This window comes from Nonomuraea soli (assembly GCF_013761175.1).
GTDB classification, from domain to species: Bacteria; Actinomycetota; Actinomycetes; order Streptosporangiales; family Streptosporangiaceae; genus Nonomuraea; species Nonomuraea soli.
The window spans coordinates 939,130-952,997 of record NZ_JACDUR010000005.1; the positions used below are offsets into that span (position 1 = coordinate 939,130).

Consider the following 13,868-nt stretch of genomic DNA (forward strand, 5'->3'; position numbering starts at 1 on the left):
CGGCGCCCCCAGGACCTACACCGTGCGCCGCGTCGTCAGGAACGACAGGAGCAAGGACGGCGGCGCCTGCGGCGGCGCCGGGACGCATTACTGGACCTGGCGGGTGCCGCCGATGACGGTCTGCGTCGACAAGCATTGAGGCCGGAGCGTCACGGGTAGATCGTGTACGTCTTGGTGTTGTTGCAGACGATCGTGCTCGGAAGGCAGCGCTTGGCCCGGATCGTGATCCGGTCGAGGTTGGTGCGGGAGAGGGACCACTTGAAGCTCTTGTGGCCCTTGTTCCGCCCGGCCTCCTTGTACCAGCCGGCGATCTCGTTGCCGTTGCTCTTCTTGAAGGAGACCTCGACGACGGCCGTCCAGACGTCGTTCTTGGTGTCCGTCACGCTGCCGCGCGCCTCGCCGTAGCCGTTGCTGCAGAGCTTCAGCACGTAGCTGACGAAGCCGTCCTTGGTGTTCAGCTTGCTCCACTTCTCCTTGCAGCCGGCCGAGGTGGCGGTCCAGGTGCCGGTGGAGGCGGTGGCGGCCGCGGCCGGCGTCAGGACGGCGAGGGCCGCGGAGACCCCGACGACCGTGGCGAGCATCTTCGAGCGGTTGAGCTTCCGCATGAGTCCGATCCTTTCCATGGGCGTTCTTCGTGGTGCTCGGAGCACCGCGAAGAACGCTAGAGACCGGCGGTATGGCGGAGGTATGTCCAGGTGCTAGCCCGTGCGCTCCATCCACTGCCGCGCCCGCTCGACCTGCCCGGCGACGACCTCCTCCGGAGCCTCCTCCAGCAGCGCCACCGCCAGCTGCTCCAGCCCGAAGGTCATGAACCACACCCGCGCCCGCCGGTAGGTCTCCTCGTCGACGGCGGCGCGCACGGTGTCCCATCCGTGCCAGGCCAGGCAGGCGACGTCGACGGCGGGGTCGTAGGCCTGGGCGAAGTCCCAGTCGAGGATCCCGATCAGCCGCCCGTCGGCGCTCCAGTGCATGTTGTGCCCGGCCAGGTCGCCGTGCACGAGGCCCGGAGGTACGGCGGGCAGGTCGAGCGCCGCCCGGACACGTTCGCCCGCCTGGCCGCCCAGCAGCGGAACGACCCGCTCCAGCATGATCTCGGCCCAGCGCTCCCCTCCCGCGTAGGTGTGCGGCACGCCGAGCAGGTCGTCGACCTTGGCCAGGTCGACGCCCGCCAGCGCGTCGAGCACCGCGCGCAGGGCCGCCGGGTCGCCGCTGCCCTTGGGGTGCGCCTGGCCGTCGAGCCACGACACCGCGACGGCCGCACGGCCGTTCACCTCGGTCACGGGGCCGAGGGGAACCGGCACCTGGAAGGGGAGGTCCTGGGCGGCGAGGCGGTCGAGCAGGGCCGTACGGCGGGGCAGTTCGCGGGCCGCGCGCCCGGTTCTTGCGACGCGCACGGCCGCGACGCCCGGCACGAGGACGACGTCGTGGAAGCCGCCCTGTTCGTGGCGGGCGGCGTCCAGGGAGATGCCCGGCAGGAGGGTCTCGGCGATGTCCAGCAATGAGGATTCCACGCAGGTCAGTCAATCAGGGGCCCCTCGTGGTGAAGTCTTTGGGGAATTGTCGGTGGCGTCGTCTATACAGGAGGCATGACGGACAACGATGAGTTCCTTCGTCAAGCCGACCCGCTGCGGCGCGAGCTGATCGCGCACTGCTACCGGATGATGGGCTCGGTGCACGATGCGGAGGATCTGGTCCAGGAGACCTATCTGCGAGCGTGGAACGCCTACGACAAGTTCGACGGCAGGGCGTCCATGCGCACGTGGCTGTACAAGATCGCCACGAACACCTGCCTGACCGCGCTCGACAGCCGCAAGCGCCGCCCGATGCCCACGGGACTGGGCCAGCCGAGCGCCGATCCGGTCCAGGAGCTGGTCAGCGACAACGAGGTGCCGTGGCTGGAGCCGATCCCCGACGTGATGGTCGGAGCCGACTCGATGGGCGCCGATCCCGCTCACGTGGTGACCTCGCGCTCGTCGATCCGGCTGGCGCTGATGGCCGCGCTGCAGCATCTTCCCGCCAGGCAGCGGGCTGTGCTGGTGCTGCGCGAGGTGCTGCAGTGGAAGGCGGCGGAGGTGGCCGAGGTGCTCGGCACGACCACGACCGCGGTCAACAGCATGCTGCAGCGGGCCAAGGCGCAGCTGGAGCAGGCGGGGCTCGACGAAGATCACCTCAGCGAGCCGACGGCCGACGAGCGCAAGGAGATCCTCGACCGCTACGTCCGTGCCTTCGAGGACTACGACATGGCCGCGATCGTGGAGCTGTTCACGAAGGACGCCGTGTGGGAGATGCCGCCCTTCGTCTGCTGGTACCAGGGCCCCGAGAACATCGCCGAGCTCATCGCCAACTGGTGCCCGGCCAAGCGGGCGGGCGATCTGCAGCTCGTCGCGGCACAGGCCAACGGGCAGGCGGCCTTCGGCATGTATTACAAGGGTGAGCCGTTCGCGATCCCGGTGCTCACGCTGGAGGGCGGCAAGGTCAAGCACGTGAGCCAGTTCTTCGACCTGTCGCTGTTCAAGGTGTTCGGGCTGCCCGACTCCGTGTAGAGAACGTGCGCCGGTAGGTGTGCGGCGAGACGCCGCACGCCGCGTTGAGGTGTTGCCTGAGCGAGGCCGAGGTGCCGAAGCCGGCGCGCGAGGCGACCGTGTCGACCGGCAGGTCGGTGCTCTCCAGCAGGTGGCGGGCGAGTTCGACGCGCTGGGTGGTGAGCCACTGGCCGGGGCTGAGGCCGACCTCCTCGCGGAAGCGCCTGGTGAAGGTGCGCCGGCTCATGTTGGCCCGCGCGGCCAGGTCGTCGAGGTGAAGCGGCAGGCCGAGGTTGGCCAGTGCCCACTCGCGGGCCGGGGCGGTGCCGGAGTCGCCCGGCAGGGGCACCGGCCGCTCGATGTACTGCGCCTGCCCGCCTTCGCGCCAGGGCGGCACGACGCAGTTGCGGGCGGCCCGGTTGGCGATGTCGCTGCCGTGGTCCTGCCTGACGATGTGGAGGCACAGGTCCACCCCGGCGGCGGCGCCCGCCGAGGTCAGCACGTCGCCGTCGTCGACGAAGAGCACCTCGGGAGCCAGCCGTACCCGGGGAAAGCACCTGCTGAAGTGGGCGGCCCTGGCCCAGTGGGTGGTGGCGGGGCGGCCGTCGAGCAGGCCCGCGGCGGCCAGCACGAAGGTGGAGATGCAGATCGAGGCGACTCGCGCGCCGGGGCGCAGCAGCGCGAGGGCCGAGAGGAGCGCCGGTGGCAGCCGGTCGGGCCCGGTGACGTCGCCGAACCATTCCGACGGCGGGACGACCAGGATGTCGGCGCTCGCGATGATCTCCATGGAGTGTTCGACGGCGATGGAGAAGTCGGCGTCGGTGCGCACGGGGGCGCCGTCGAGCGAGCAGGTCAGCACCTCGTAGAGCCCGTGGCCGGCGGCCCGGAAGATCCGGTCGGGCACGCTGAGCTCGAAGGGGATGACGCCGTCCAGGGCCAGGACCACCACGCGTTGCATGGCCCAATGTTTGCACATCATGTCCCATGGGCCACTGGCCGGGATGATCGCCCGGCTGACAGGGTCGAGGCATGAAGATGCGTGCGATCAGCCAGGACCGGCTCGGCGGGCCGGAGGTCCTGAGGGAAGTCGAGGTCGACCGGCCGGAGCCGGGGCCCACCGAGGTGCTGGTCCGGGTCAGGGCGGCCGGGGTCAATCCGACCGACTGGAAGTACCGCGAGTACGGTGGCGCGCTCGGTGCTCCCCCGTTCGTGCTGGGCTGGGACGTCTCGGGCGTCGTCGAGGCGGTCGGTGCGGGAGCCGCCCTCTACAAGCCGGGCGACGAGGTCTTCGGCATGCTGCGTTACCCCTTCTCCAACGGCGCCTACGCGGAGTACGTCGTCGCGCCGACGCGGACGTTCGCCCGCAAGCCCGCCGAGATCGACCACGTGCAGGCGGGCGCGCTGCCGCTGGCCGCGCTGACCGCCTGGCAGGCCCTGGTCGACACGGCCCGGCTCGCCAAGGGCCAGCGGGTGCTGATCCACGCGGCCGCGGGCGGCGTCGGCCATCTGGCCGTCCAGATCGCCAAGGCGCGCGGCGCCTACGTCATCGGCACGGCCAGCGCCGCCAAGCACGACTTCCTGCGCGGGCTGGGCGCCGACGAGCTGGTCGACTACCGGACCACCGACTTCGCCGAGGTCGTGCGTGACGTGGACGTGGTCGTGGAGTCCATGGGCGGCGACTACGGCATGCGCTCGCTGCGCACGCTCAGGCCGGGCGGCGTGATCGTGTCGCTGGTGCTGTCGAACACCCATCCCGAGCTGATGGCCGAGGCGGACAGGATGGGCATGCGCTCGGAGGACATGCTGGTCGAGCCCGACTACGCCGCGATGACCGCCATCGCCGAGATGGTGGTGAAGGGCGAGCTGAGGGTGCACATCGACACCGTGCTGCCGCTGGCCCAGGCTGCCAAGGCCCATGAGCTGGGCGAGAGCAATCGCACCACCGGCAAGATTGTGCTGACTAACTAGAACACGTTACATTCAGCGCGTGGGCACACCTGTGATCGTCGAAGCCGTCCGGACCCCCATCGGCAAACGGAACGGCTGGCTGTCCGAGCTGAAACCGCAACAGGTTCTCGCTGCCGCGCTGAACGGCCTGGTGCAACGGGCGGAGATCGACCCCGCCACGGTCGAACAGGTCTTCGCCGGGTGCGTCACCCAGGCGGGCGAGCAGGGCGGGCACGTCGGTCGCTACGCGTGGTTGTACGCGGGCCTGCCGTACTCCACCGGGGTCACCACGATCGACGCCCAGTGCGGCTCGTCGCAGCAGGCCGTGCACCTGGTCGCCGCGCTGATCCAGGCGGGCGTCATCGAGGTGGGCATCGCCTGCGGCGTCGAGGTGATGAGCCGGGCCCCGCTGGGCAGCAACGTGATGCCCGCCTCCCCCAGGCCCGACGACTGGAGCATCGACCTGCCCGACCAGTTCACCGCCGCCGAGCGCATCGCACGGCGGCGCGGGCTGACCCGCGAGCGGCTCGACTGGTTCGGGGCGCGCTCGCAGCAGCTGGCCGCCAAGGCCTGGGCCGACGGGCGGTTCGAGCGGGAGGTCGTCGCGGTCAACGGCGTCAACCGCGACCAGGGCTTACGCGAGACCACCGCCGACGGCCTGGCGAACCTCAAGCCGGTCATGCCCGACGGCCTGCACACGGCGGGCACCTCCTCCCAGATCTCCGACGGTGCCGCCGCCGTGCTGCTGATGAGCGAGCAGGCCGCCCAGAGGTACGGCAAGCGCCCGCGCGCCCGCATCCTGGCCCAGGCATTGGTCGGATCTGAGCCGCACTACCACCTCGACGGCCCGGTCGACGCCACCGCCAAGGTGCTCAGCCGTACCGGGATGAGCATGGCCGACCTCGACCGCTTCGAGGTCAACGAGGCCTTCGCCTCCGTGGTGCTGTCGTGGGCGAGCGTGCACCAGCCCGACTTCGACCGCGTCAACGTGAACGGCGGCGCGATCGCGCTCGGCCACCCCGTGGGCGCGACCGGTTCCCGGCTGATCACCACCGCGCTGCACGAGCTCGAACGCTCCGACTCCGCGACGGCCCTGGTCAGCATGTGCGCGGGCGGGGCCCTCGCCACCGCCACGATCCTCGAAAGGCTCTAGACTCCTAGACATCCGATGTCTAGGGGGATACTGGTGGCCGTCACCGACGCCGCGATCGACAAGATCAAGCAGATGATCCTGTCCGGTGAGCTCGCGCCGGGTGCGCGACTGCCCAAGGAGGCCGACCTGGCCGAACGCCTGGGCCTGTCGCGCAACTCGCTGCGCGAGGCCGTCAGGGCGCTGGCGCTGATCAACGTGCTCGACGTACGGCAGGGCGACGGCACCTACGTCACCAGCCTGGAGCCCGGCCTGCTCCTCGACACCCTCTCCTTCGTGCTCGACCTGCACCGCGACGACACGGTCATCCAGTTCTTCGAGGTGCGCCGCATCCTGGAGCCCGCCGCCACCGCGATGGCCGCCGAGCTGATGAGCGACGACGACATCGCCGAGCTGCGCGCGATCCTCGACGACCTGCCCGCCGACCCGACCATCGAGCAGCTGGTCCAGAACGACCTGCGTTTCCATCACCGCATCGCCCGCGGCTCGGGCAACAGCGTGCTCTGCTCGTTCGTCGAGTCGCTGGCCGGGCCCACCCAGCGGGCGCGGATCTGGCGCGGCCTGACCCAGGAGGGCGCGCTGGAGAAGACGATCGAGCAGCACACGGCGATCTACGACGCCATCGCCGCCCGGCAGCCCGAGGTGGCCCGCTCGTGGGCGACCATCCACATAGCGGGCGTGGAACAGTGGCTTCGCCGGGTATGACCCGTGCATGCTGGATCGATATCGCGACAAGCGTGACCCCAGCCGCACCCCCGAGCCCTTCGGCGAGCGCCGGCAGGGTGACGACGACCAGTTCGTGATCCAGGAGCACCACGCCCGCTCGCTCCACTGGGACCTGCGCTTGGAGCGCGACGGGGTGCTCGCCTCCTGGGCGGTGCCCAAGGGCCTGCCGCCCGACCCCAAGGTCAACCACCTGGCCGTGCGCACCGAGGACCACCCGATGGAGTACCTCACCTTCGAGGGGGAGATCCCGCAGGGGGAGTACGGCGGCGGCAGCATGACGGTCTGGGACCGCGGGACCTACACCTGCGAGAAGTGGAGTGAGCGCGAGGTCAAGATCGTCCTGAACGGCTCCCGCGCCCAGGGCAGGTTCGTGCTCTTCCAGACCCACGGGAAGAACTGGATGATCCACCGCATGGACCCCCCGGCCAGGGACCCCATGCCCGCGCTGGAGCCGATGCTGGCGGTCAAGCGTGCCAAGGCGCCCAGACGTCCCGGCGACTACGCCTTCGAGTTCGCCTGGGGCGGCCGCCGTACTCTCGCCACGATCGACGGCGGACGCACCGAGGTCAAGCTCCTGCGCCCGCTGGCCGAGTCGTTCGGCAGCCGCAGCGCCGTCCTCGACGGCGAGCTCGTGACCCTCGGCGGCGCGGAGGTCTACATCTGCTACGACCTGCTCTACTACGACGGCCACCTGCTGACCGGGCTGCCGTTCAGCAGCCGGCGGGAGACGCTGCAGTCGCTGGAGATCTCGGGCGCGCGCTGGCAGACCGCCCCGTCGTGGCCGGGCGAGTTCGGGGCCGTACGGCAGGCGGCCCGCGATCAGGGCCTGCCGGGCGTGATCGGGAAGAGACTGAATTCCCCTTACGAGCCCGGCGAATCCCAGTCTTGGCTGCTTTTCTCCGCATAAAGGACTTACTCTCGATCCATGGGGGATTTCTTAGAATTCACCTGGGAGATCGGTGACGAGCTGGCCGGCACGGCCTACCTGCTCACCGGACACGCCGGCGAGGCCGCGTCCCTGGCCTCCAGGTCCCTCGGGGGCCTCCGCCAGAGATGGCACGTCATCGACGCCGACGACGCGCGTGATCGCCTGTACGAATTACTCCTGGCCGAATACCTCGACAACAGTCACCCCGAGCCGGCCGGGATGGAGTACGGGGCCTTCCCCCGCGCCTGGTGGCGGCTGCGGCCCGATCAGCGTGCCCTCATGGCGGCCTGCTTCCGCGTCTGGCCCGAGGAGTCACGTGCCTTCCTCGCCTCCAGGCAGGAGCCGGGCCAGGGCGGCACAGAAGCCAGGCGACTGGCCGAGGAACTGCTGCCCGGCGGATCCTCCGCGGAACTGCGCGAAGCACTGGACGAGATCGCCGGCGGCCGCCCGCCGGTCACCTTCTCGGTCTCCGCTCCCCCGCAGGCCCAGCATGCCCCGCATGCTCCGCGCGTCGTCCGGCCCAGGCGCAGGAAGGGCCCGATGTTGATGGCGCTCGGGCTCGTCGGCGTGCTCCTGCTCGCCGGGCTGCCGTCGATCGGCACCTCGGGGCCACCGCGTGTCGTCAGGATCCACGACGGCGGGCCCGCACCCATGGTGGCCGAGCCCGGCCTCATCGCAGAACCGCTGCCCCACAGGATCTCCGACACGATCCGCTACGCCTTCGCCTGCTCCGCGTGCGACGCCTGGACGCTGGTCGGCGAATCGGGCCGGCGCTGGGTGTTCGGCGAGGCGCTGCCCCCGTCGATGGGCGGGCAGATCGCCGTGTCCCCCGACGGCATGAGGATGGTCTACCAGGACTTCCGGACCCGGAAGGTCATGATCCGCCACGTGCGCGAGGGCGCCGCCAGATCTGTCACCGGCAAGCAGGGCGAACTGCGCTACACCTTCTCCGCCAACAGCCGGTGGCTGCTGGTGACCTCCGGCAACGGCCCCGTCCTGTTCGACACCCGCGCGGGCAGACAGGTCCACAACTCCCCACGGCCGGGCCGTGCGGTCGGCGTCTCCGACGCGGGCCGCGCGCTGCTCGCCGACGGCGACGAGATCTCCGCGATCGCCCCCGGCTCGGGCTCCCCCACCTCCTTCCTCCTGTCGGGCGACCTGGCGGTGAGCGGCGGCCACCTGTCACCGGACGGGCGGACGATGGCCTTCATCTCCGTACGCACACTGGTCACGGTGGACGCGCGGACGGGCCGCGAGCTCGACCGGCGGCGGCTGACCGCCATCGACCCCTCCACCGCCCTCATCGTCGGATGGCGCTACGGCGACCAGGTGCTCGTCAGGGACGACAACGGGCTCCACCTGGTCAACGCCCTCACCGGCCGGACCAGGACGGTCGAGGTGCCCGGCGAGATCGACGACGTCGACGGGCTGGCGATCGGCACCATGCGCTGATGGGGGATTTTCTGCAGTTCCGGGGGGAGATTCGCGACGAGCTGGTAGGCACCGCGTACCTTCTCGTCGGCAATCATGGCCAGGCCACCGAACTGGCCCGCGAGGCGATGGACCTCGTCCGCACCCGATGGACGACGGTTTCCAGGAGCAACCCGCGCGACCGGTTGTACGAGTTCCTGCTGCGTCAGTTTCTCGACGGATTCTGGCCCCGGCGCCACGACCCGGCTTACTGGGCGCTGCCGCGTGTCCTGTGGGAGCTCGATACGGACAGGCGCGCCCTGGCGGTGGCGTGTTTCCACATCTGGCGCGAGACTCCCCGGGCCGTGTACGCCGCACGGTGGGAGCTGGAGGCGGGCCAGGAGGAGGCCGGGCGGCTGCTGCGCGAGCTGGAGCCCGGCGGGGCCTCCGTGCGGTTGCGGGAGGAGATGGCCAGGCTCGCCGCGCCGGCGCATCCCCCCGCGGAGCCGCCCTCGACAGACGTCAGGTCTCCCCTGAAGGGGTGGCTGGCGGCGAGCTCGGTGTTCGGGCTGCTGATGGTGGCGGCGGCCATGGTCTCGATGTCGGGCATGGAGCAGGAGCGGGCCCCGCTCAGCGTGGTGCAGCCGCCCGCGCTGGTCGAGGAGACGATGACGGAGGAACCGGAGGAAGAGGAGAAGCCGGAGGCCCTGGACGAGAAGGGCCGCCTGCCGAAGACGCTGGACGAGCCGATCCGCTTCGCCTACTCCTGCGACGACTGCGACGCGGCCTGGCGGCTGGTCGGCACGGCCGGAAAGGTCTGGGACTTCGACGACGCCCGTGCCTGGGAGGACGACGGGTACGTCCGGGTGTCGCCTGACGGCCGCACCCTCGCCTACCTCGCGGACAAGCGCAGGCTCATGGTGCGCGACCTTCGCAGCGGCCGGACGCGGGAGGTCTCGGACAAGGTGGAGGACGGCAACCTCGCCTTCTCCGCCAACAGCCGCTACCTCGTGGCCGACTCGGGTGAGTACGCGTCCACGTCCGCCAGGCCCGTGCTCCACGACCTGGAGACCGGCCGGACCAGCCGCATCCCGATCTCCTGCTGCGTGATCGGAGTCTCCGACGCGGGTGTCGTCCTGCTCGCCGGCCAGGCCAAGGCCGACGACGTGCCGGGCTTCGCCACGGTGAGCAGGGTCATGGAGTTCCGCTTCGGCGATGCCCGGCCCAGAGCACGCTTCCAGATCGAGGCCGACCTCTGGGACTCGGCGGGGCACCTGTCACCCGACGGCCGCACCCTGGCCTTCGTCGTCGCACGTGCCGCCGAGCCCGACTACAGCCTGGTCACGATGGACGCCGGGGACGGGCGCGTGCTCACCGACAAGCGGGTGAGGCTCGACGACGCCCCGTCGCACTTCGCCTGGCGCGACGCCGACGAGGTGGTGATCGTGGCCTCGTCGCAGTACAGCCTGGTCAAGGTCAGGACGGGGAAGGCGGAGGAGCTGGAGGTGCCCGACCAGCTCACCGACGTCGACGGGCTCACACCAGGTCTGCTGCCCTGACCCAGAACTCCTCCGGTACCGCCGCGCCGTACAGCTCCGTGTTCTGCTTGACCTCGTCCGCCGAGCGCATCCCCAGCACCACCGCCGACACCGCCGGATGCGTGAGCGGGAAGGCGATCGCGGCCTGCGGCAGCGTGATGCCGTGGCGCTCGCACAGCCGGGCCAGGGCCCTGGCCCGCTCCAGCACCTCGGGCGGCGCCGGAGCGTAGTCGTACGTGCCCGACGGCTCGTGGGTGGCCAGGAGCCCGCTGTTGAACACCCCGGCGGCGAGCACCCTGACCCCGCGCGCCGCGCACTCGTCGAGCAGGTCCCGCCCTGAACGGTCGAGCAGCGTGTAGCGGCCGGCGAGCATCACCACGTCGATGTCGGTCTCGCGGACGAAGCGGCTCGGGACCTGCCACTGGTTCATGCCGATGCCGATGGAGCCCACCACGCCTTCTGAGCGCAGCCGCTCCAGGGCCGGATAGGCCTCGTCGAGCGCCTGCTCGACGTGGTCGTCCGGGTCGTGGAGGAGCACGGTGTCGACGTGGTCGACGTCGAGGCGCTTGAGCGAGTCGTCGAGGGAGCGGCGCACGCCGTCGGCGGAGAAGTCCCAGACCCGGCGCAGGTCGGAGACGACGTCGAAGCCCTGGGTGTCGCGTTGCGGCGGGTGGCCGGGGACGAGCAGGCGGCCGACCTTCGTCGACAGGGTGTAGCCGGACCTGCCGCGCAGGAAGGCGCCGAGGCGGCGTTCCGAGAGGCCGAGGCCGTAGTGCGGGGCGGTGTCGTAGTAGCGGACTCCGGCCTCCCAGGCGGCCTCCATCGTGGCGTGGGCCGCCTCCTCCGAGACCGCGGAGTACAGGTTCGACACGGGCGCGGCCCCGAAACCGAGCTTCACGTTCACATCTCCCAGACCAGTGCGAGCCCGCCGGAGCCCTTGTCGAAGTCGCCGTCGAGCAGCCGGTTCATCCGCCGCTGCCAGGCGATGTCGGCCGGGTGGTCGCGCAGCGCCTCCTGCAGCGCGGCGTAGTCGTCCACCTCGACGACGTGGAACAGGTCGAGCCCGTCGCGGTAGATGCGCCAGGAGTGCACGCCGTGCTCGCGCATGGCGGCTTCCAGGTCGGCGGGGATGCGCGCGTGCTCGGCGTCGTACGTCTCCTCGCACCCGGGTCTGAGCCGGGTGCGGAGGGGGAGGCGTTGCATCAGTCTTGTGCCTTTCCGCCGACGACCCGGCTGATGATCAGGGAGACAAGGATGATCATCCCGTAGATGAGCTGGCGCCATTCGGGTGCGACCCCGACGAGCGACAGGATGTTCTCCACGAGCCCGATCACCAGGACACCGGTCAGCGCGCCGAAGATCGTGCCCTTGCCGCCGTCCATGCTCACGCCGCCGATGACGGCCGCGGCGAACACCATGAAGATCATGCCGACGCCCTGGTTGGCGCTGATGCCGCCGAGCCGTCCGGTCTCCAGCAGCCCGGCCAGGGCCGCCAGGGTGCCGCCGAGGATGAACACGCCCCAGAGCACCCGGTCGACGCGGATGCCCGCCGCGCGGGCGGCGTCGATGTTGCCGCCGATCGCGTAGAGCGCCCTGCCCAGGCGGAAGTAGCGCAACACCACGATGGCCAGCGCGAACAGGATGATCACGAACCACACCGACACCGGCAGGCCGACGAAGGTGGTGCTGCCCAGGAACAGGATCGACTCCGGCACCTTGAACAGGCTCTTGCCCTCGCTCCAGCCCAGGTGCAGGCCGTGCACGACGATCAGCATGGCCAGCGTGACGATGAAGGCCGACAGCTGGAAGCGCACGATGAGGAAGCCGTTGAAGGCGCCGACGGCCGCGCCGACCAGCAGGACCAGCGGGATCGCCAGCGCCGCGGGCAGTTCGGTGCCGAAGCCGTTGGAGGCGGCGGGGACGACCAGCATGACGGCGACGGCGGGCGCCATGCCGACGATCGACTCCAGCGACAGGTCGAACTTGCCGGAGATGAGGATCAGCGCCTCGGCCAGCACCACCAGGGCCAGCGCCGACTGCTGCTGCAGGACGTTGGTGAGGTTGCCGGCCGTCAGGAAGATCGGGTTGGCGAAGGCGCCCACGACCAGCAGCAGGACGATGACCGGCACCAGCGTCAGATCGCGGAACCTGGCCAGCTTCACGCCCGGCCTCAGAGCCACGCTTGTCACGCGTCCACTCCTTCCATTGCGGCCACGAGCTGGTGGTCGCTCCAGCCGCGCGGCACCTCCTTGACGATCCTGCCGTGGAACATCACCAGCACCCGGTCGCAGATGCGCAGGTCGTCGAGCTCGTCGGAGACCAGCACAGCGCCGGCTCCGCGTTCGGCCGCCTCCTCCACGGCGCCCAGCAGCGCCTGCTTGGCCTTGACGTCGACGCCGGCCGTGGGGTTGATCACCACCAGGGCGCTCGGGTCGTCGGCCAGGGCTCTGGCCATGACCACCTTCTGCGCGTTTCCGCCGGACAGGTCGGCGACGGGCTGGTGCGGGCCCTCGGTCTTGATGTCGAGGTCGCCGATGAGCCGTACGGCTCTGGCCCGCTGCCTGGACGGGGCGACGATGCCGTGGCGGCCGAGTTTGTGCGCGATCGTCATGGTGGCGTTCTCGGCGATCGACAGCAGCGGCACGAATCCCTCGCGGTGGCGGTCCTGGGGCACGAAGCCGAGCCCGGCCCCCAGGGCGGAGGGCACGTCGCGGACGGGAGTGTCGTTGACGGTGACGGTGCCCGTGTCGGGGCGGTGCAGGCCGACCAGCGTCTCGGCGAGGCCGATCTTGCCGCTGCTGCCGGAACCGGCGAAGCCGACGATCTCGCCGGAGTGAACAGACAGGGAGATGTCTCGATATTTCCCGGCCAGGGAGAGCTCGCGCGCCGCCAGCACGACGCGTGCCGTACCACCGCCCGGCCCCGCGCCGCGCCGGGACCGGTAGACACCACCCGCCTCCCCCGTCATCGCGGCGACCAGCGCGTCGTGCGGCAGCTCCGCCACCGGCGCGGTGACGACATGCCGGGCGTCACGGAAGACCGTGACGCTCTGGCAGATCTCGTACACCTCCTCCAGGTGGTGCGAGATGTACATCATCGTCACCCCCTCGGCCCGCAGCGCCCGCATGCGCTCGAAGAGCCGCTGGATGGCGGGCCCGTCGAGCTGGGCGGTCGGCTCGTCGAGGATGATGAAGCGGGCCCCCATCGACAGCGCCCGCGCGATCTCGACGAGCTGGCGCTGCTCCACCGTGAGGTCTCCGGCGAGCGCCCGCGCGTCGACCGCCACGCCGTACCTCTCCAGGAGGTCGGCGGCGCGCTTGCGCAGCGGGCCCCACCGGATCGGGCCCCTGCCCGCCTGGCGGTTGAGGAAGAGGTTCTCCGCCACCGTCAGCGCGGGGATGATCGTGGATCTCTGGTACACGCAGGCGACCTGCCGCCGCCAGGCGTCGCGGTCGGCGAGGGCGGGTGCGGCAAGCCCTGAGAAACGCACCTCGCCCTCGTCGGGACGCTGGAGCCCGGTCAGGATCGACACCAGGGTGGACTTGCCGGCGCCGTTGCGGCCGACGAGCGCGTGGGTCTCGCCGTCGGCGATGGCGATGCCCGCGTCGTCGAGCGCGGTGGTCGGGCCGAAACGTTTGGTCACCCGA

The 13,868-nt window shown here is 70.7% G+C and carries 14 protein-coding genes; 7 read left to right on the forward strand and 7 right to left on the reverse strand.

Translation table 11 applies throughout. From position 1 onward, the window contains the following. Positions 1–149: 149 nt before the first annotated feature. Together HNR30_RS27550 and HNR30_RS27555 are read right to left on the reverse strand one after the other, a co-directional pair. Positions 150–605 (reverse strand): hypothetical protein, encoded by a 456-nt coding sequence (locus HNR30_RS27550; protein WP_181612897.1) that lies wholly within the window; start codon positions 603–605, stop codon positions 150–152. 93 nt (positions 606–698) lie between these two features. Continuing rightward, a complete protein-coding gene (locus HNR30_RS27555; protein WP_181612898.1) occupies positions 699–1,511 on the reverse strand; it encodes an aminoglycoside phosphotransferase family protein in 813 nt (270 codons plus the stop codon). Between the two features lie 75 nt (positions 1,512–1,586). On the opposite strand from HNR30_RS27555, the gene HNR30_RS27560 reads away from it, so the two are divergent. Continuing rightward, on the forward strand, positions 1,587–2,543 hold the full coding sequence (locus HNR30_RS27560) for a sigma-70 family RNA polymerase sigma factor (protein ID WP_181612899.1): 957 nt from the start codon (positions 1,587–1,589) through the stop codon (positions 2,541–2,543). Here HNR30_RS27560 and HNR30_RS27565 read toward each other — a convergent pair. Beyond that, entirely contained in the window at positions 2,512–3,480 is a 969-nt protein-coding gene (locus HNR30_RS27565; protein WP_181612900.1) for a GlxA family transcriptional regulator, read from the reverse strand. The genes HNR30_RS27560 and HNR30_RS27565 overlap by 32 nt on opposite strands. A 77-nt stretch (positions 3,481–3,557) precedes the next feature. On the opposite strand from HNR30_RS27565, the gene HNR30_RS27570 reads away from it, so the two are divergent. Genes HNR30_RS27570 through HNR30_RS27595 form a run of 6 tightly spaced genes read left to right on the forward strand, consistent with a single transcriptional unit; the run spans position 3,558 to position 10,242 of the window. After that, positions 3,558–4,490, forward strand: coding sequence for an NADP-dependent oxidoreductase (locus tag HNR30_RS27570; RefSeq protein ID WP_181613095.1), 933 nt, complete (start codon positions 3,558–3,560; stop codon positions 4,488–4,490). A 19-nt stretch (positions 4,491–4,509) separates the two neighbouring features. After that, complete coding sequence (locus tag HNR30_RS27575; protein WP_181612901.1) at positions 4,510–5,622, forward strand: steroid 3-ketoacyl-CoA thiolase; 1,113 nt, start codon at positions 4,510–4,512, stop codon at positions 5,620–5,622. A gap of 15 nt (positions 5,623–5,637) precedes the next feature. Beyond that, positions 5,638–6,324: a FadR/GntR family transcriptional regulator gene (locus HNR30_RS27580; protein ID WP_220134009.1), complete on the forward strand. Its 687-nt coding sequence runs from the start codon at positions 5,638–5,640 to the stop codon at positions 6,322–6,324. Between the two features lie 7 nt (positions 6,325–6,331). Then, complete coding sequence (locus HNR30_RS27585) at positions 6,332–7,252, forward strand: DNA polymerase ligase N-terminal domain-containing protein (RefSeq protein WP_181612902.1); 921 nt, start codon at positions 6,332–6,334, stop codon at positions 7,250–7,252. 18 nt (positions 7,253–7,270) lie between these two features. After that, on the forward strand, positions 7,271–8,725 hold the full coding sequence (locus HNR30_RS27590) for a TolB-like translocation protein (RefSeq protein ID WP_181612903.1): 1,455 nt from the start codon (positions 7,271–7,273) through the stop codon (positions 8,723–8,725). After that, positions 8,725–10,242, forward strand: coding sequence for a PD40 domain-containing protein (locus HNR30_RS27595; RefSeq protein ID WP_181612904.1), 1,518 nt, complete (start codon positions 8,725–8,727; stop codon positions 10,240–10,242). Before HNR30_RS27590 ends, HNR30_RS27595 begins: the two co-directional genes overlap by 1 nt. On the opposite strand, the gene HNR30_RS27600 is transcribed toward HNR30_RS27595, so the two are convergent. Genes HNR30_RS27600 through HNR30_RS27615 form a run of 4 tightly spaced genes read right to left on the reverse strand, consistent with a single transcriptional unit; the run spans position 10,220 to position 13,864 of the window. Further along, positions 10,220–11,119 (reverse strand): aldo/keto reductase, encoded by a 900-nt coding sequence (locus tag HNR30_RS27600; protein WP_312894665.1) that lies wholly within the window; start codon positions 11,117–11,119, stop codon positions 10,220–10,222. The two genes, HNR30_RS27595 and HNR30_RS27600, sit on opposite strands and share 23 nt — an antisense overlap. Positions 11,120–11,121: 2 nt before the next feature. Continuing rightward, positions 11,122–11,424 carry an L-rhamnose mutarotase gene (locus tag HNR30_RS27605; protein ID WP_181612905.1) on the reverse strand — a complete coding sequence of 101 codons (303 nt, stop codon included), beginning with the start codon at positions 11,422–11,424 and terminating at the stop codon, positions 11,122–11,124. Continuing rightward, positions 11,424–12,410: an ABC transporter permease gene (locus HNR30_RS27610; protein WP_181612906.1), complete on the reverse strand. Its 987-nt coding sequence runs from the start codon at positions 12,408–12,410 to the stop codon at positions 11,424–11,426. The genes HNR30_RS27605 and HNR30_RS27610 overlap by 1 nt, the downstream gene beginning before the upstream one ends. After that, a complete protein-coding gene (locus HNR30_RS27615; protein ID WP_312894666.1) occupies positions 12,407–13,864 on the reverse strand; it encodes a sugar ABC transporter ATP-binding protein in 1,458 nt (485 codons plus the stop codon). Before HNR30_RS27615 ends, HNR30_RS27610 begins: the two co-directional genes overlap by 4 nt. Positions 13,865–13,868: the final 4 nt, after the last annotated feature.

Excerpts from the sequence above, each read along its gene's own strand:
- HNR30_RS27550 (WP_181612897.1), bottom strand. The coding sequence starts at position 605 with ATGCGGAAGCTCAACCGCTCGAAGATGCTCGCCACGGTCGTCGGGGTC.
- HNR30_RS27560 (WP_181612899.1), top strand. The coding sequence starts at position 1,587 with ATGACGGACAACGATGAGTTCCTTCGTCAAGCCGACCCGCTGCGGCGC.
- HNR30_RS27565 (WP_181612900.1), bottom strand. The coding sequence starts at position 3,480 with ATGCAACGCGTGGTGGTCCTGGCCCTGGACGGCGTCATCCCCTTCGAG.
- HNR30_RS27570 (WP_181613095.1), top strand. The coding sequence starts at position 3,558 with ATGCGTGCGATCAGCCAGGACCGGCTCGGCGGGCCGGAGGTCCTGAGG.
- HNR30_RS27580 (WP_220134009.1), top strand. The coding sequence starts at position 5,638 with ATGTCTAGGGGGATACTGGTGGCCGTCACCGACGCCGCGATCGACAAG.
- HNR30_RS27585 (WP_181612902.1), top strand. The coding sequence starts at position 6,332 with ATGCTGGATCGATATCGCGACAAGCGTGACCCCAGCCGCACCCCCGAG.
- HNR30_RS27590 (WP_181612903.1), top strand. The coding sequence starts at position 7,271 with ATGGGGGATTTCTTAGAATTCACCTGGGAGATCGGTGACGAGCTGGCC.
- HNR30_RS27595 (WP_181612904.1), top strand. The coding sequence starts at position 8,725 with ATGGGGGATTTTCTGCAGTTCCGGGGGGAGATTCGCGACGAGCTGGTA.
- HNR30_RS27605 (WP_181612905.1), bottom strand. The coding sequence starts at position 11,424 with ATGCAACGCCTCCCCCTCCGCACCCGGCTCAGACCCGGGTGCGAGGAG.